Here is a 16397-nt window from a genome sequence, read left to right as displayed (position 1 = left end):
CATTCAGGCCCAGACCTCTCGATCCATCAGCGCAGCGACAGGGAGCGGCCCGAGCAGCCGTTCCTCCTGCTGAGGATTGAGTGGACCGCGCAGCAATTCAGCCGTTTCAAGCGCCGCCCCATCAGGAAGCACGCTTTGATCTGGATCAAAATCCGTGGGATGGGTGGTGCAGCTACTAAATCCCCGAAAAATCAACACCTCCAGCACGTCTTCCGCACCTTCAGAGGACTGCACAGTTCCTCGTAGTCGCAACACACGGTCGGGGCGATCGCGACTGATCGCTTCAAGGGCTGGCAACAACGAATCAGAATTCACCGGCTACCCGACCCTGGCGCGGAAAGCGCACCAGCAGCCACTGCAACAGTCCCACGGCATAGGCCACAAGCGCCACGTAGCCGATGAAGGCGGCAACGGCTTCCGTCCACTGGCCGCCGAACACGAAATCAAACAGGCGTTCTGCAACCCGGTGCAGCCCCTGGGGAGCTTCCAGCCAGATCTTGCACTCGGCGGCCTCGAGCGCGCGGGCACAGCCCAGTGCCGACCCCGACATCCCCACGGCAAACACCGCAAACATCGTGAGGGACCAACGCCAGATGCGCACAGTCATCGGCAAAGCCCGGCCCGGGGGACTGTCGGCCAGTTCCTCGTTGAGATCCACCCAGAACCACACCGATCCAGCCATCAGCAGAGGGGCCAGCAAGGCCGTGACGTAGCCGATGGGCCGCTGATCGGTGAGTAACAGCACACTGATGGCCAGCAGGCTGGCCACCTTCCAGTAGATGCTCAGCAGGCGCACAAGGGCCGGATCACGGCGAACTCCAGCCCAGATCAACAGGATCAGGGGAAGACCAAGAGCAATCGTGGCGCCCAGGCGGTAGGTCAGCCACACCAGGGTTCGGGTCGTGAGATCAGGCACCAGCCAGGTACATCAGCACGTCATTATCAGTGCCATCCAACAAGACCACAGGATTGGTAAGGTCCAATTCATGGTTCCGTTTAATCCTCTCGATTGGTTCCGGAGTTCGGGTTCCCAAGCGCGTTGCCGCCACGCCCTCTCCCATCAGCCATCCATGGAGGAGGCCGTTCGGGATGTGTCCAGCACCCTTGGGGGCAACGCCGCGGACGTTGCTCTGGTGTTTGTCTCCAGTCACTTCGCCAGTGATCTTCCTCGTTTGCTGCCCCTGCTTCAGCAGCGCCTGCACGCCAGCCACTGGCTGGGATGTCTCGGCGGTGGCGTCGTGGGCACCACCACGGCCAACGAAGCCCATGAAGTGGAGCAAAACCCGGCGTTGAGCGTGATGTTGCTCAACCTTCCTGGAGCCGAGCTTCAGAGCGTGCAACTCAACGGCAACGACCTTCCAGATCTTGACGGCGCTGCGCAGCACTGGCACGAGTGGGTGGGCCTGAAGCCAGGATCCAGTCGATCCCTTCTGCTGTTGATCGATCCCACGTGCAGCAGCATCAATGATCTGATCAGCGGTCTGGATTACGCCTACCCCACGGTGGACAAGATCGGTGGAATCGCCATTCCCCACAACGCCGCCCATGGCTCCCTGCTCTGCGGCGATAGCGTCGCCGCCGGTGCTGTTGGTCTCAGCATTGGCGGCGATTGGTTTCTCGACCCAGTGGTGGCGCAGGGGTGCCGACCGATCGGTCCAGTGTTCGCGATTGAACAGGCCCAGCGCAACGTGCTGCTGGAACTCAGCGATGGCGACCGGCGCGACAGCCCCGTGGCTTGCCTGCAGCGGGTGCTTGCGGGACTGAGCGCCGAAGATCGTGAGCTGGTGCAGCATTCACTGTTCCTGGGTGTTGAGCGGCAGGAACTCTCCGCAGGGGCTGCACTGGCCAAGCTGCAACGCTTTCAATCCGACAGCGAACAATCGGGGCCACAAGCCAACAACGAGCCGGAGCGAACGTTCCTGGTTCGCAACCTGATCGGAGTGGATCCCCGCAACGGAGCCGTTGCCGTGGCCGAGCGGGTTCGCGCGGGGCAGAACGTTCAATTTCAGCTACGGGAAGCGCAGGCCTCCCGCCAGGAAGCACGCCAACTTCTGCAAACCAGCCGCTCAACCGCAGCCGAAAAGGATCCGCTCTGCGGCCTGCTGTTCGCCTGCCTGGGCCGAGGCAGCGGCCTGTTCGGAACCACTGATGGCGACGTGACCATCGCCCGTGAGGTGATGCCCGATCTCCCCATTGCCGGAAGCTTCTGCAACGGCGAGATCGGTCCCCTCGGCGGCGCGACCCATCTGCATGGTTACACCGCCTGCTGGGGCCTTCTCCGCCATGCACCGCTCGAGTCCTCACCGTCCTGATGCGTCAGCACGTCAATCCCCTCAGCCGGTTCTTTCAGCTGCCGCTGGAGCTGCCTGCTCCGGAGCAGCTGTTCGATGACCCCAGCCGTCCCATCCATCTGGACATCGGCTGCGCCCGGGGCCTGTGCCTGCAGGAGTTGGCCGCACTGAGGCCGGATCGCAATCACCTCGGTGTGGAAATCAGACGGCCCCTGGTGCGATCCGCCCAGCGCGATCGGGACCGCCTTGAACGCCTCAACCTGCACTATCTGTTCTGCAACGCCAATGTGAGCCTGGAAGGATGGATGGCCGCGCTGCCACAGGATCGCCTGCAGCTGGTGAGCATTCAGTTTCCGGATCCGTGGTTTAAGCGGCGCCACCGCAAACGGCGCGTGCTGCAACCCTCCCTGTTGCTGGCGATTGCAGCAACGTTGCAACCAGGTCGGGAGCTGTTTGTTCAGAGTGACGTGCTGGCCGTGATCGAACCGATGGTGGCGCTGGTTGAGCTGAGCGGATGCTTCGATCGCCCCGCCGAGGACGCCCGACCCTGGAGAGCCGACAACCCTCTGCCGGTGCCCACGGAACGGGAACGCTATGTGCAGGATCTGGGGCTTCCGGCCTATCGGGTTCTCTATCGGCGCAATCGGCAGCCACTGCCGGATCGTGAAGATCTGGAGATTGCTTGGCAACGGGTCGATAATCCCGGCAACGACGCAGTCCCCCCGGATGGCTGAGGCTTCAGATCCGTCCCCATGGTTGCTGCGCTGGCAGGGATGTCTCCCCCGTTCGGCAGCGCAGCAAAGGCGCCTCAGCAATCTGGCCGGCATCATGCTGATCCTGCTGTTCGCAGGACTGCCCCTGGTCACGCGCACGGGGCTGGGGTTGATCGTGCTGGCATGCGGTGCTCTCTGGCTGCTGTGGTCGCTCACCAAGCCTCCCGAGCGACTGGGTGGCATCAGCGGCTGGCTGCTGCTGTTTCTAGGTGTTGCCGTACTGGCCACAGGCTTCTCGCCAGTCCCCGCCGCGGCCCTGAAAGGACTGGTGAAACTGCTCAGCTACCTGGGGGTCTACGCCTTGATACGGCAGCTTCTCGCCGTCCGACCTGAATGGTGGGATCGGCTGATGGCGGCTCTCCTCGCCGGATCGCTTCTGACCGACGTGCTGGCCCTGCGCCAGCTCTATGCACCCACCGAAGAGCTGGCCCGCTGGGCCGATCCGAATTCTGTCGCCGCGGGAACGATCCGGATCTATGGGCCGCTCGGCAACCCCAATCTGCTGGCGGGCTACCTGGTGCCGATCCTGCCGCTAGCGCTGGTGGCCTGTATCCGCTGGCGCGGATGGGGAAGCCGGGCTTTTGCCGCGACCGCCTTCATCCTCGGCTGTGCGTCGGTGCTCTTCAGCTACAGCCGGGGGGGATGGCTCGCCCTTGTGGCAGCCCTTGGCAGCCTGGTGCTGCTTCTGGTGCTTCGCGCCATTCGCCACTGGCCCCCGCTTTGGAAGCGATTGGTGCCCCTGGCCCTGCTGGGAGCCGGAGGGGTGTTGCTGGCCCTGGCCGTCACCCAGGTGGACCCGATCCGCACGCGGGTGATGAGCCTGCTGGCCGGACGCGGCGACAGCTCCAACAACTTCAGGATCAATGTGTGGCTGGCTGCAATCGACATGATCCAAGACCGCCCCTGGCTGGGAATCGGCCCGGGGAACGCTGCCTTCAACAGCGTCTACCCCTTGTATCAACAACCGAAATTCAATGCCCTGAGCGCCTACTCCGTGCCGCTGGAACTCCTAGTGGAAACAGGCATTCCGGGCCTGATCGCCTGTATGGGATTAGCACTTGCCAGCGTACGCAGCGGCTTCAAAGCGCTGGCGTCCGATGCGGATCTAGCTCTTCCCTGCATCGGCTGCCTTGCCGCGATCACCGGGCTTTTGGTGCATGGCGCTGCCGACACGATCTTCTTCCGCCCCGAAGTGCAGATCAGTGGATGGTTCTGTTTGGCCACCCTCAGCCAATGCCGTCAAAGGGCATGACTGACGTTCCGACAAGCACCTCCCCGGTCCTGGCCGGATTCGATGCAGGCCAGACCCATTGCCGCTGCCGGCTCAGTCGCTGGACCCATGAGGGCTGGCATGTCTTGGGAGAAGGCACGGGCACGGGCGTCAGCCATCTGGATGCCTCGGGCGGCGAGGAACGCTTCCGGGAGGCCATCCGTTCCAGCCTGAAAGCCGCATGGCCCGATCACCACGACGAGCCCCTCGCCGCTGCAGCGGTTGGCGCCAGTGGCGTGGAAGCCGGCACGGATTTGCAGGCCCGTGCCGCATCCCTGCTCCGTGAGGTGGTCCATCTCCCCGAGGATCGCTGCGTCGCCACGGGCGATGAACGCACCGCCCTTCGCGGCGCCTTCGCTGAGCAAGCGGGAATCGTGCTGATCAGTGGCACGGGAATGATCGTGGTGGGACGCAACACCCTTGGCGAAGAACAACGTTGCGGCGGCTGGGGTTGGCGCCTTGATGGTGCAGGCTCAGCCTTCGACCTTGGGCACCAGGGCCTGCAAGTGAGCCTGCGCATGGCCGATGGGCGTCTGGCAGATGGCCCCCTGCGCCAATCGCTGTGGGAACACCTCGGCTGCCGGACTGCCAACGACCTCAAAACCCTGGTGGTGCAGCCTGATCATCAACCTGCCGATCTGGCGCGCCTGGCACCTCTGGTGGATGAAGCCGCCGCCCAGGGAGATCGGGAAGCCCGAACAATCCTTGATCGATCGGCATTCGCTCTCGCCGAAGCCGCCAGCGCCGTGGCCAGGCAGCTGCACCTGAAGGAACCCAGCCTCTGCGCCCACGGAGGCGCACTTCTGAATCTGAAGGAATTCAACCGGTCCGTATGCCAGGCAATGCAGCAGCACTTGCCCGGTGCTCGCTGGGCCCAACCCCTTGGAGACGCCTGTGATGGCGCCCTGGCCATGGCCCGCGATTGTTGTCAGCTCAAGCCGCGTTGAGGTGCTGGTCCGCCGCTTCAGCCAGGCACTGGGTCCAGTGCTCAACGGCCTTGGGATCGGCCGCCTCCACCATCACCCGCAGGAGTCGCTCGGTGCCACTGGCCCGCACCAGCACCCGCCCGTCGGCGGCCATGCTGCGCTCAGCCTCTTGCACTAAATCGGCGAGAGGTTGGCAGTCTGCCCAGGCCTTGCGGCGTGACCGATCGGGCACCCGCACATTCACCAACTTCTGGGGATAGGCCTCAAAGCTGCGATCCAACCAATCGGCCAGGGTGATCCCTTGGCCATGGCAAAGGCTGGCCAATTGCAGGGCCGTCAGCACCCCATCACCCGACAGACCATGGGCTGAGGAAAGAATGTGGCCGGATTGCTCGCCGCCCAGAGCCGCACCATTGCGGACCATGGCGGCGTGCACATGCTGGTCACCAACCGGAGTGCGCTCAAGCAGCCCGCCTCGCGCCTGCCAGGCCCGTTCAAAACCCAGATTGGACATCACCGTGGCCACAAGCCTCTGGTCAGGAAGCACGCCGCTGTCCTGCAGCGCTGAGCCCCAAAGGAAGAGCACATGATCACCATCGACGATGCGGCCCCGGCCATCAACCGCCAGCATCCTGTCGGCATCGCCATCAAAGGCGAAACCCATGGTCGCCCCACGCTCCAACACGGCCTGCCGCAAGGGCTCGAGATGGGTGGACCCGCAACCCACATTGATCCGCTCACCATCGGCTTCGCCATGGAGCACCGTGACATCGGCACCGAGCTCGGAGAACACCGCGGCCCCGCAGGCTGTGGCCGAGCCCCAGCAAAGGTCCAGAACAATCGGCACACCATCCAGCCGCTGATGCTGGACGCTTTTGAGAAGGTCTTGTTTGTAGAGATCGAGCAGGTCAGAACGCTGGTGTGACACCCCGAACGCATGCGCTTGAGGTGTCTTCGGCTCCTCACCGCGCAAACCGGCTTCAATGCGCGACTGAAGGGCAGAGCCGAGCTTGCTGCCATCGGCACCGAACACCTTGATGCCGTTGTCCTCCGGTGGGTTATGGCTGGCGGACACCATCAAGCCACCAGCTGCTTCAAACCGGCGGATCAGGCCAGGGACTGCCGGGGTGGGGCACAGCCCAAGGGTCCAAACCTCCCGCCCCGCTGCGGTCAGGCCGGCCGCAAGTGCCGACACGAGCATGGATCCGCTCGTGCGCGAATCCATCCCGATCAGCACAGGCCCATCAGCGGGAAGCACCCGTCCACACCAAAACCCCACCTGCAAAGCCAGCGTGGAGGTGATCGCCGTACCGACATGGCCCCGCAGGCCATCGGTGCCAAAACTCACCTGGGCAGGATCAGGACAATCCAGGGGATGGAATGCAGGTGAGGCCATGGAGTCTCATTGATGGGATGAACCTTAAAAGGCCCGACAGCATTAGAACTTCAGCGCAAGGACAGGCCAATAGCTGCACGCCAAGCGTTCAACGCCAACGCTGGGGGGTCAAGAGGATGGCCGCCAGTTCCAGCAACGCCCAGGCGCCAACCAACAACACCATCCATCCAGGCAGCCACTGCAACGGCCAGACCCAGCGCATCCCCCACAACACAAGGGCCACACCGCAGACAATCGCGCAACGCAGTCGCTGCGGCCGCCCCGGGCGGGGCGTGCGCTGATCCGCACCCATCCATTGCCTGCCACTGGGAACAGAATGGCAGCAGTTCAAAGACCGTGTGTGAGTGCTGGACCGACCCGCGGACTGCTGCTCCTCGGAGGCACGTCGATTCTCACGGTGATGGCGATCGTCGGGGGCCAGCGGCTGCTCCGTCAGCGTCACGTCCCTGTGACCGCTCGCATGGAGAGCGCGAAGGTTTGGGCGCGCTATCGCTGGTCGATTGACCCGCTGCAGCGCAGGGAAGCGGCCCTGCTCCTGGCCAGTCGCAGTGAGGACTCACCAGAGCGCCAGCGACGTTTGCTCGCTGGCCAGGGATGGGGACCGGCACCCTTGGCGGCCGTGGCACTCAAGCAGCAGGCCCTGGCAGCTCAGCGGGTCGGCCAGAGCGCCGAAGCAGAGCAGCGCTGGCAAAGCCTGCTCGGGCGCTTCCCAACCAGTGCCGCCAGCGCCGATGCCCGCTATTACCTCAAGGGCAACGACGCGCAACTGAAACAACAGTTGCTGTCCCAGCAGCCTGCCCATCCCGCCACCCTGGCGGCGGCTGCAGAACTCCCCGATGACGCCAACCAGGACACCCTTCAGGCCAACGCCTTGCACCTGGCACGCTGGGGCCCCCGCTGGCCTGGAGCATCCAGCCTCATTCGCCGCACCTGTGGGGATATCACCGGCACAGGACTGTCTCAAGAGCAACGGCTCAACCTGGCCTCTGCCCTGGCAGAACTCGGCGATGGCACGGCCTCGGAGCTCTGCCTACAGGGCACCCCGCTGCAACCGCCCCAGGCGCTGATCATCGGCCGCACCCTGTGGCGCGGAACCCCAGCCCAGAAACGTCGCGGGGAAGCGATGCTTGTGCAGCTGGCCAACGCCCATCCTCAATCCGAGGAAGCCTTGAGGGCAGCGGCTCTGCTGAGTGAACCGCTAAGGCCGAAGCAGGCGCTGTTGGATGCCTTGCCGCAACAGCTGCAAGAGCGTTCAGCTGATGTGGCCGCAGCCCGCGTTCGCCTGAACGGCAACCGAAACGGGCTGGAGGTCTTGAAACGATGGCCGGATCACCCAGCGATCTGGCAGCTGCAATGGGATCTGGCCCGCAGCGCGTTATTGGAAGGCCAGTGGAACCAGGCCCTCAGCGTTCTGAACACCATCCCCGGGAACAAGCTGCCCGATCCCCTGGCCGCACGGCAGCAGTTCTGGATCGGCTTCAGTCTGGCCAAGCTGGGGAGACAGGAGCAGGCAGAGCGCGTCTGGGATGCCCTCGTCAAGGCCTATCCCCCGGGGTATTACACCTGGCGTGCTGAGGCCCGTCTTGGAGGGGGCGATCTGCCCGCACTGCACGGGGAAGCGGCTGCCACTGCAACCCGAACAATCACTGCCCCTAACGACGCCTGGGAGCGCCAGGGCTGGAGCCCTCTGAACAGCGGCAATCGCTTGGTGGATCAACTCTGGAGACTGGGGTTGCGCCAGGAGGCCTGGGACACCTGGCGCAGCAGCCAGGCCACGGCCAAACCATCCCCGCAGAGCCAACTCATCGAAGGTCGGCTGCGCCTGGGCGTGCAGGACTACTGGACAGGCCTGAGTCGGCTGTGGAGGGCCAACCTGCGGCTTGTCTCTCCCGACGACGACACGCAGCTGCAGCTGCACCAGAGCCAGCATCCCCGCCCCCTTCTTCCTGAGTTCAGCTCCGCAGCGCAGCAGGAAGCAGTGCGCCTGGAATTGCTCTTGGCGATCGCCCGTCAGGAATCTCGTTTTTCCCCGGGCGTGCAATCGCCGGTAGGAGCTGTGGGCCTGTTGCAGCTGATGCCAGCCACCGCAGCGGAAATGGCGGGAGCCCCTCTCAGTGATGCTGAGCTCAAGCAACCCGGGCGCAACGCAACCCTTGGAGCGCGCTACCTGGCCTGGTTACTCGAGGAATGGCAGGGAAATCCCTGGCTCACCGCCGCCAGTTACAACGCTGGGCCAGGAGCCGCTGGTTCCTGGTGGACTGAGGAACTCGCACAAGATCCAGAACTTTGGGTTGAACGGATTCCCTACCCGGAGACGAGGCTCTACACCAAAAAGGTGCTTGGAAATCTCTGGGCTTATCTCAAACCGGACTGGGAAGGTCGTGACCGATCCAGATCCCGCTGATCACAATCAAGGCCAGCCAAAAGGCTGTGATCTGGGGAGCCGGCACCACCTTGATCCTGGTGAGATCCAGCCGAGCCAGGAGGGTGGCAGACGCCAGAATCAACACATCAGAGAGCAGGCTGAGACTGAGCACATACAAGCCGACGGTGATCACCAAGGTGAGCGTGACCACCAGGCTGAGCACCCGACTGGAGGCCATCAGCAAGGAGAGTTGACGCAGCAGCAGATCCGGCATGGTGCAGATCACCACCACCACGAACGCCTGAATCAGCTCGATCGTCCAGAACACGTGGACACTCATCTGATGGGCCTTCGAAAGCCAGGCTTCCTGTATGGCCCAGTGGTGACCGAGAAATAGGGACACACCGAAGAGCACCAGAAGCGAAGGAGCTCTGAGGGGCAGCAGCAGAAAGCGCAGAAGAGGCATCAGCGTGGCGGGGTTCCCTGATGGATAGACCGGATAGCGATGCAGAATCCGCGACTAAACGCTAGCAACAGCAACTGGTTTGTCCTGTCAAGATGAGGTTTGATCCCTCTCCTGGATGACTGGCACTCCCGAGAGCACAAGCCTCACATCCCTGCAGAAAGGTCTTCTGCTCGTCTCGGCCATTGCGTTAGCCGTCAGTCTGTTTCTGGTGCGCAACGGAGGGATGGCGGAATCACCCCTCGACCAGCTGGCCCGTCGCTCGCTGGCGCCAGAGGTTGCTCTCAGCAATGGACGACCCACAATCCTGGAGTTCTACGCCGATTGGTGCGAGGTCTGCCGGGAGATGGCTCCCGCGATGCTGGCGATGGAAAACGCCCACGCAGGCGAACTCGATGTGGTGCTCGTGAACATCGACAACCCTCGCTGGCTTGACCTCACGGATCGCTACGACGTGACGGGCATCCCCCAGCTCAACCTCTTCGCTGCTGATGGAGAGCTGCGGGGGCGCTCGATTGGTGGTCGCACGGAAAGCGAACTGAACACACTGGCCGCCGCGCTGGTAACGAATGCAGCCTTGCCAACGCTGACGGGAGTTGGAACGACCAGCCCCTTGCCCGAGCCGACCACGATGGATTCGGCCGCTGGCCCGCGCAGCCATTCCTAAGCAAACCGGGCATGATCACCACACGCCTGTTACCCAATCCGACGTGACCATGGATCCCCGCTTCCGCGTCGACCTGATTGCTGCAACGCCGAACCCGCAGCAGTGCGTGTATGCCGGCATGCATCAGGACTACAGCGAGGGCTTTGTGGCTGCCGACCGCGCCGACTGGCCTGACGAAACCAAAGCCGGCGAGATCTGCGTGAAGCGTCTCCTAGCGGGAGAGCGCGGTCACTACGGTCCGCTCGAACACGCCCAGATCGTGCTCAATGTGGGCTGGTTTCCCCACTCGGTGATGCAGCAGGCCCGCACCCACCGGGTGGGGGTGAGCTTCGATGTGCAGTCGATGCGCTACACGGGCGAGCGCATTGCCAGAGCGGCCGATGGCGACCTGGATCTAGAGGATGTTTTCTACCTCAGGCCAGTGGGGGATTACAGCGATCGCCAAGGCAAGAAATACACCTACAGCGAGGCGATGCGGTCGCAGGATCTGCAGCTTTGCAGGCAGGCGGCCGAGCGCTATCGGGATCTACTGCGCGCCGGCTTCGCTGAGGAACATGCCCGGGGCATTCTTCCCTTTGATTACCGCCAGCACTTCGTGGTGAGCTTCAGCCTGCGAGCCTTCCTGCACTTCATGGACCTCCGCGCCAAGCTCGATGCTCAGCAGGAGATCCGCGAACTGTGCGACCTGATGTGGCCGCACCTGCAGCAATGGGCTCCTGAGTTTGCGGCCTGGTACGAGAAGAGCCGACTTCATAAAGCCAGGCTGGCGCCCTGAAATCAGGTCACCTCACAAGCTTTCAAACCTTGGCAAGGGTGACCCTCTCGGGCTGATGTTGATACTTGCCCTGGCGATCGCTGTAGGTGGTGTCACAGGGGTCACCTTCAAAAAACAGCAGCTGGCAGATGCCTTCATTGGCGTAAATACGACAATCAGCCCCTGAGCTGTTGCTGAACTCCAGGGTGAGGTGCCCTTCCCAGCTCGCTTCCGCGGGCGTGGTGTTCACGATGATGCCCAAGCGGGCATAGGTGCTCTTGCCCAAGCAGATCACTGTGATGTTCGCGGGAACCTTCATCTTTTCGAGAGCCACACCCAATCCATAGGAATGAGCCGGAAGGATGAAGTAGTCGCCGTCCTCGTCGTGATGCAGTTCGGTGGGTTCCAGATTGGCGGGGTTGAACCGCTTGGGATTCATCACCGTGCCGGGCACGTGCTTGAAGATCAGGAACTCCTGCGGTGAGAGGCGCAGGTCGTAGCCGTAGGACGAACAGCCGAAACTCAACACTGGGCGAAGCTTCTGATCAGGCTCCAGATGACGCACGAGCCCAGCCTGGAAGGGCTCAAGCATTCCCTGAGCAGCTTGCTCGGTGATCCAGCGATCGTTTTTCAGCATCAGAACCCCCTGCGCAATTCCGTGACCTGATCAGCCAGAGCCATGAGTGAGTCGGGGATGGATGGCCCTGTGATGATCACATCCATCGATGCCGGACGCTGCTCCAGACGACACAGCACCTCTTGCTCATCGAGGTAGCCGAATGCAATGGCCAGACCGAGCTCATCGAGCACCAACTGATCCAGATCTCCACGCCTCAGGTGGGTGGAGCAGGCGTTCCAGATTGATTGCACAGCCTCCACAACCGCGGATTCCGCTTGAGCAGCAGGTTGAGACAGGCACTCGAGCACGGCCGGACGCATCCAGATGAGACGGTCACAAAGCGTGACGGCTGCATCAGGCCCCTGAACCACCCCTCCTTTGAGGAACTGGGCAACCATCACCCGGCTCCCCAGCCCTGCGCTGCGCAACGCCTGGCTTAACACGGTTCCGTAACTGCCGCGGTACGGGGCCGTGTGCACCTGCAGCTGTCCCTCCTGAGCCACCAAGTGCAGCGGTGGCCTCGGCTCGAGGGCAGGCAGGCCACGCAAACCGGCTTGCTCCAGCGTCCGGTGATCCGCACTGCGGACGTCTCGGGATCGATGGCTGGGGCTCAGGCTGGTTGTCATCTCGTTCGCTGGCGTCAGGGCTGGTGTCCAGACGGCCCAGCAGAGTTTGAATCTAGCGGTGCGAATCCGATCCACAAGCCCTTTGACACCATCCATGGTGTCTCCGCCCAACTGGCAGGCTCAGTCAAGCCATCGTCGCCAGGCATGAACACCATCTCCCGCAAAGACGGACGCCAAGCGTCCGAACTGAGGCCCTTCGCCGTCGAATGGAATCCCATGGGCTTCGCCCTCAGCTCCGTGATCGTTCGCACCGGCCGGACCGCTGTGCTCTGCAGCGTCTGCCGCGAAGAAGGCGTGCCACGTTGGCGCCGTGATCAGGGCCTCGGTTGGCTCAGCGCGGAATACCGGCTCCTGCCTGGCTCCACCCCCGAACGCCAGCGACGGGAATGGCTCAAGCTCTCTGGACGCACCCAGGAAATCCAACGCCTGATCGGCCGCAGCTTGCGAGCCGCACTCTCCATGGAGGCGCTGGGAGAGAACACCCTGCTTGTCGACTGTGATGTGATTCAGGCCGACGCAGGCACTCGTACCGCCTCCGTCACCGGAGCCTGGCTGGCCCTGCATCACGCCTGCGAGTCCCTCGTTCAGCAGGGGATCCTCCAAACCAATCCGGTCTGCTCCCAGGTGGCGGCTGTGTCGGTGGGACTGCTTGAGGGGGAGGCCCTGCTCGATCTGGATTACAGCGAGGATTCCCGGGCTGATGTCGATCTCAATGTGGTGATGAACGACGATGGTGACCTGCTGGAACTGCAGGGAACAGCGGAAGGGGCAGCCTTCAGCAGGCAACAACTAAACCAACTCCTCGACCGAGCGGAACCTGGGCTGAAGCAGCTAATGAAAGCCCAGAACGAGGCTTTGCTACTGCGCTGAGCCCTTCGAACCGTGTGCGTTGCTACAGGGTGAGAGTCGATCGCTCCTTAACTTCCCTGAAGCGATGTGCTGGCCATGCCCGAAGTGATCCGCGGCTTCAGTCGCACGGTGCCCCAGCCCGGTCGACCCACCAATGTGAGCCTGGCCAACGCACCCGCCCCCTCCAGCAGAACCTTGTTGGAGGTGATCCGAGATCTGGATGGCGCCAACACGGAGCTGGTGGAACGCAACAAGACCATCTTCTTTCCGGGCGATCCCGCCGAGCGCGTCTACTTAATCCGCCGAGGTGCAGTGCGCCTCTCTCGCGTTTATGAGTCAGGGGAAGAGATCACCGTGGCGCTGCTTCGAGAGAACAGCCTGTTCGGTGTGCTTTCTCTGCTGACCGGCCATCGCTCTGATCGCTTTTACCACTCAGTGGCCTTCACGAGAGTGGAAATGGTCACGGCGCCTGCCACATCGGTCCGACAGGCCATCGAAGCCGATACCTCGGTTGGACTGCTCTTGCTGCAGGGACTCTCAAGCCGAATCCTCCAAACGGAGACCATGATCGAAACACTCACCCACCGCGACATGTCGTCCCGCCTGGTGAGTTTTCTGCTGGTGCTCTGCCGCGACTTCGGCATTCCTGGGAACCAGGGGATCACGATCGATTTACGGCTGTCGCACCAAGCCATCGCCGAGGCCATTGGATCCACCCGGGTCACGATCACCCGCCTCCTCGGAGACCTACGCAATTCAGGACTTGTCGAGATTGACCGCAAAAAAATCACAGTGCTCGATCCGATCGCCCTGGCCAAACGTTTCAGCTGACCGTCGGACGGGTGAAGATAGCGGCGTTTAACCTGCACGCCCTGCAATGAATTCACTGTGACCGGCTGGTTACTGCTGCTGTCATTGCTGGTCCTCGGAGGCGTGCTCTCGACCCTGGGGGATCGCCTCGGATCCAGGGTGGGCAAGGCTCGGCTGAGCCTCTTCGGCCTGCGTCCCCGTCAGACCGCGGTGGTGATCACGGTGCTCACCGGCAGTCTGATCAGCGTCCTCTCCCTGGGCCTGATGCTTCTCGTGAGTCGGCAGTTGCGCGTTGGCCTTTTTGAACTGAATGACCTCCAGGCCAGGCTGCGCAACAGCCGGGCGGACCTGAAGTCCAGCCGGGCGGCGCAGAGACAATCCAGACAACAACTCGAGACAGCGCGCAAGGATGAGATCGAAGCGCGCAGACGCCTGGAAGAAGCGCGCAAGCAAGCCAACCAGCTGAGAGAAACACTCAAACCCCTACAGGAGCAAACGCGCCGACTGGAAGCTGAACGACTGCGCCTGAGCCAGGACGTTCGCCAACGCGACGACGAAATCCGCAGAACCGACCGTGAGCTTGCCGCGGTGCGCAATCGCATCCGCTCCGGCGAAGCCGAGTTGAAACAGCTGGAAGGCAATCTTCTGGCCCTGCGCCGCGGCAATGTGGCCATCAGCAGTGGCCAGCCCCTCGCAACAGCCACCCTCAAGCTTGAACGTCCTGACCAGGCGCGTCAGGTGATCGACCAGGTGCTGAGAGAGGCCAATTTGCAGGCTTACCAGCAGGTTCTCCCAGGGCAAGCGCCCGACAAGCAGATCCTGTTGGTGCCCCGTCAGGACATCAAACGCCTGGAAGACGCCATCCGCAAACCAGGCACGTGGGTTGTGCTGCTGCGCTCGGCCGCCAACGTGCTGCAGGGAGAAACGGTTGTGTATGCCTTTCCTGAGGTCAGGCCGAACCTCACCATCACCCGTGATGGCGAGGTGCTTGCATCAACCGCCCTGGCCAGCGGAGAAACATCCGCGGAACAGGTCCGCAACAGGCTGAACCTGCTACTGGCCTCAACGCTGGCGGAGATTCAACGGCGCGGATCCATCAGCAAAGGATTGCAATTCGACTCCCAGGCGCTGAACGCGCTTGGACAGACCCTGATCGATCGCAGCACTGGTCGGGTTGAACTGGAAGCGGTGGCACTCGGCGGCACTGAAACAGCCGACCCCGTGGCGATTGAGATTCGGCTTCAACGCAGCTTCAAGCCCACCCCTGCGGAGGACTCTCCTTGACCCACATCGCCGCTCTGGATCCAGGCCGAAGCAAGTGCGGGCTCGTGCTCGTCGACACGGATTTGGAGGTCGTCCTTGAGGGCCAGGTCGTCCAAACAGGCTCCGTCTTGGAAACTCTGGAGCAGTGGCGCTCGCAGGCCCCTCTTGATCGCATCGTGATGGGCAACGGCACAGCCAGTGAGCACTGGAGTGAGCAGCTACCGGCGGATCTGCAGCTCACCGTTGTTGACGAACGCGGCACCACCCTTCTGGCAAGGAGTCGCTACTGGGAGCTCTGGCCTCCCAGAGGCTGGCGGCGACTGCTGCCTGAGGGATTACGCATCCCCCCCTGCGATCTCGATGCTGTTGCAGCACTGGTGATACTCGAATCTGCGCTCAACTGCCGTTTCCAATGGCCTGCGCCAGCCCCCCCACATCAGAACTTGGCTCTCACCGTGAAGCTGTAATCCCCTCCAGCCTCCAGCCGGTAATCGGACCTCACCAAAAATCGCAGCAACGCATCCTGGATCAGGGCGCGTCCGAGCGAAGGCTCAACGCTGAGCTCACCGCGGTTGAAGAACCACTGAAACTCCCAGACAAAGCCACCGGCCTGAACCTCACCTTCCAAACACTGGTCGCTGAAACTCTGGCGATGCACCCTTAGATGTGCCGTGGTGACGGGCAATGGCGCCATCAACCCGACTCACTCTGAGCAGGGGCGAGATTCAGGGCATTGATGTGATTCCCTGCCCTCTCCAATCCCTGACGCTGGATTCGTTCCAGCCCGGCGAGAACTTCGTTTAACACCTCCTTCAGCAAAGGCTCTTCCTCACGGCTGAACGGCCCCAGCACATGGGACACGGTGCGAGCCCGCCGCTCCTCAGGCGAACGCCCCGGAGCGCCAATACCAATGCGAAGACGTGCGAACTCTTGGGTGCCGAGATGCTGAATCGTGCTTTTCAAGCCGTTGTGACCGCCGGCACTGCCTTGAGCCCGCAAGCGCAGGCGTCCCAGAGGCAGGTCCATGTCATCAACGAGGACGATGACCTGTCCCAAGCTCAAACCAAACCAGTCGAGGGTGGACCGGATCGATCGGCCGCTCTCATTCATGAAGGTCTTGGGCATCAACAGGCGCAAACGATCGGGGCCGGCGCCGATATCCGCAAGATCACCCTGGAGCTTGGCCATGGGTCTGAACCGTGCATGTTCCCGCGCAGCAAGCTGCTCAAGAACCATGAACCCCACGTTGTGACGGGTCGAGGCGTAACGGTCACCCGGATTGCCAAGACCCACCACCAATCGGAGGTCGCCGGAGTTGATCACGA

The 16397-nt window shown here is 62.7% G+C and carries 20 protein-coding genes; 11 read left to right on the top strand and 9 right to left on the bottom strand.

What is annotated here, in order from left to right; genetic code table 11:
- Window positions 1-3: 3 nt before the first annotated feature.
- Together SynPROS71_RS01915 and SynPROS71_RS01910 are read right to left on the bottom strand one after the other, a co-directional pair.
- A complete protein-coding gene (locus tag SynPROS71_RS01915; RefSeq protein WP_186596275.1) occupies window positions 4-315 on the bottom strand; it encodes a hypothetical protein in 312 nt (103 codons plus the stop codon).
- Window positions 305-916, bottom strand: coding sequence for a DUF3177 family protein (locus SynPROS71_RS01910; RefSeq protein ID WP_186596273.1), 612 nt, complete (start codon window positions 914-916; stop codon window positions 305-307). Before SynPROS71_RS01910 ends, SynPROS71_RS01915 begins: the two co-directional genes overlap by 11 nt.
- A 70-nt stretch (window positions 917-986) precedes the next feature.
- Here SynPROS71_RS01910 and SynPROS71_RS01905 point away from each other — a divergent pair, with 70 nt between their 5' ends.
- From SynPROS71_RS01905 to SynPROS71_RS01890, 4 genes are read left to right on the top strand one after another with little or no spacing between them, the layout of a single operon-like run.
- Window positions 987-2312: an FIST N-terminal domain-containing protein gene (locus SynPROS71_RS01905; RefSeq protein ID WP_186596271.1), complete on the top strand. Its 1326-nt coding sequence runs from the start codon at window positions 987-989 to the stop codon at window positions 2310-2312.
- Window positions 2312-3025, top strand: coding sequence for a tRNA (guanosine(46)-N7)-methyltransferase TrmB (gene trmB, locus SynPROS71_RS01900; protein ID WP_186596269.1), 714 nt, complete (start codon window positions 2312-2314; stop codon window positions 3023-3025). The genes SynPROS71_RS01905 and trmB overlap by 1 nt, the downstream gene beginning before the upstream one ends.
- Window positions 3018-4316 (top strand): IctB family putative bicarbonate transporter, encoded by a 1299-nt coding sequence (locus SynPROS71_RS01895; RefSeq protein WP_186596267.1) that lies wholly within the window; start codon window positions 3018-3020, stop codon window positions 4314-4316. Before trmB ends, SynPROS71_RS01895 begins: the two co-directional genes overlap by 8 nt.
- Window positions 4313-5281, top strand: a complete 969-nt coding sequence (locus tag SynPROS71_RS01890; RefSeq protein ID WP_186596266.1) for a BadF/BadG/BcrA/BcrD ATPase family protein — start codon at window positions 4313-4315, stop codon at window positions 5279-5281. Before SynPROS71_RS01895 ends, SynPROS71_RS01890 begins: the two co-directional genes overlap by 4 nt.
- Here the strand turns inward: SynPROS71_RS01890 and glmM are convergent.
- Together glmM and SynPROS71_RS01880 are read right to left on the bottom strand one after the other, a co-directional pair.
- A complete protein-coding gene (gene glmM, locus SynPROS71_RS01885) occupies window positions 5268-6656 on the bottom strand; it encodes a phosphoglucosamine mutase (RefSeq protein ID WP_186596265.1) in 1389 nt (462 codons plus the stop codon). The genes SynPROS71_RS01890 and glmM overlap by 14 nt on opposite strands.
- Window positions 6657-6744: 88 nt before the next feature.
- Window positions 6745-6948, bottom strand: coding sequence for a hypothetical protein (locus SynPROS71_RS01880; protein WP_186596264.1), 204 nt, complete (start codon window positions 6946-6948; stop codon window positions 6745-6747).
- 24 nt (window positions 6949-6972) lie between these two features.
- Between SynPROS71_RS01880 and SynPROS71_RS01875 the strand changes: the two genes are divergently transcribed.
- On the top strand, window positions 6973-9060 hold the full coding sequence (locus SynPROS71_RS01875; RefSeq protein ID WP_186596263.1) for a lytic transglycosylase domain-containing protein: 2088 nt from the start codon (window positions 6973-6975) through the stop codon (window positions 9058-9060).
- Here the strand turns inward: SynPROS71_RS01875 and SynPROS71_RS01870 are convergent.
- A complete protein-coding gene (locus SynPROS71_RS01870) occupies window positions 9017-9487 on the bottom strand; it encodes a hypothetical protein (RefSeq protein ID WP_186596262.1) in 471 nt (156 codons plus the stop codon). The genes SynPROS71_RS01875 and SynPROS71_RS01870 overlap by 44 nt on opposite strands.
- Before the next feature lie 115 nt (window positions 9488-9602).
- Here SynPROS71_RS01870 and SynPROS71_RS01865 point away from each other — a divergent pair, with 115 nt between their 5' ends.
- Both SynPROS71_RS01865 and thyX read left to right on the top strand, forming a co-directional pair.
- Window positions 9603-10151 carry a thioredoxin domain-containing protein gene (locus SynPROS71_RS01865; RefSeq protein WP_186596261.1) on the top strand — a complete coding sequence of 183 codons (549 nt, stop codon included), beginning with the start codon at window positions 9603-9605 and terminating at the stop codon, window positions 10149-10151.
- Window positions 10152-10200: 49 nt separating this feature from the next.
- Entirely contained in the window at window positions 10201-10926 is a 726-nt protein-coding gene (thyX, locus tag SynPROS71_RS01860; RefSeq protein WP_186597814.1) for an FAD-dependent thymidylate synthase, read from the top strand.
- A 22-nt stretch (window positions 10927-10948) separates the two neighbouring features.
- Here thyX and dcd read toward each other — a convergent pair whose 3' ends face one another.
- Complete coding sequence (gene dcd / locus SynPROS71_RS01855) at window positions 10949-11542, bottom strand: dCTP deaminase (RefSeq protein WP_186596260.1); 594 nt, start codon at window positions 11540-11542, stop codon at window positions 10949-10951.
- Complete coding sequence (locus tag SynPROS71_RS01850; protein WP_186596258.1) at window positions 11542-12150, bottom strand: cob(I)yrinic acid a,c-diamide adenosyltransferase; 609 nt, start codon at window positions 12148-12150, stop codon at window positions 11542-11544. Before SynPROS71_RS01850 ends, dcd begins: the two co-directional genes overlap by 1 nt.
- 144 nt (window positions 12151-12294) lie before the next feature.
- Here SynPROS71_RS01850 and rph point away from each other — a divergent pair, with 144 nt between their 5' ends.
- The 4 genes from rph to SynPROS71_RS01830 all read left to right on the top strand — a co-directional run bounded on the left by rph (window position 12295) and on the right by SynPROS71_RS01830 (window position 15539).
- Window positions 12295-13020, top strand: a complete 726-nt coding sequence (gene rph / locus SynPROS71_RS01845) for a ribonuclease PH (RefSeq protein ID WP_186596256.1) — start codon at window positions 12295-12297, stop codon at window positions 13018-13020.
- A 75-nt stretch (window positions 13021-13095) separates the two neighbouring features.
- Complete coding sequence (ntcA, locus tag SynPROS71_RS01840) at window positions 13096-13830, top strand: global nitrogen regulator NtcA (RefSeq protein ID WP_186596254.1); 735 nt, start codon at window positions 13096-13098, stop codon at window positions 13828-13830.
- Between the two features lie 57 nt (window positions 13831-13887).
- Complete coding sequence (locus SynPROS71_RS01835) at window positions 13888-15093, top strand: DUF3084 domain-containing protein (protein ID WP_186596252.1); 1206 nt, start codon at window positions 13888-13890, stop codon at window positions 15091-15093.
- The gene (locus tag SynPROS71_RS01830; RefSeq protein ID WP_370586841.1) at window positions 15090-15539 is read left to right on the top strand and encodes a resolvase; all 450 of its coding nucleotides are present in this window, start codon (window positions 15090-15092) and stop codon (window positions 15537-15539) included. The genes SynPROS71_RS01835 and SynPROS71_RS01830 overlap by 4 nt, the downstream gene beginning before the upstream one ends.
- Here SynPROS71_RS01830 and SynPROS71_RS01825 read toward each other — a convergent pair.
- Window positions 15509-15766 carry a DUF3146 family protein gene (locus SynPROS71_RS01825; protein ID WP_186583994.1) on the bottom strand — a complete coding sequence of 86 codons (258 nt, stop codon included), beginning with the start codon at window positions 15764-15766 and terminating at the stop codon, window positions 15509-15511. The genes SynPROS71_RS01830 and SynPROS71_RS01825 overlap by 31 nt on opposite strands.
- Complete coding sequence (gene pth, locus SynPROS71_RS01820) at window positions 15766-16392, bottom strand: aminoacyl-tRNA hydrolase (protein ID WP_186597813.1); 627 nt, start codon at window positions 16390-16392, stop codon at window positions 15766-15768. Before pth ends, SynPROS71_RS01825 begins: the two co-directional genes overlap by 1 nt.
- Between the last annotated feature and the right edge of the window lie 5 nt (window positions 16393-16397).

Source organism: Synechococcus sp. PROS-7-1, from assembly GCF_014279795.1.
Taxonomy (GTDB): Bacteria; Cyanobacteriota; Cyanobacteriia; order PCC-6307; family Cyanobiaceae; genus Synechococcus_C.
This window is presented reverse-complemented; position numbering and strand designations above follow the sequence as displayed.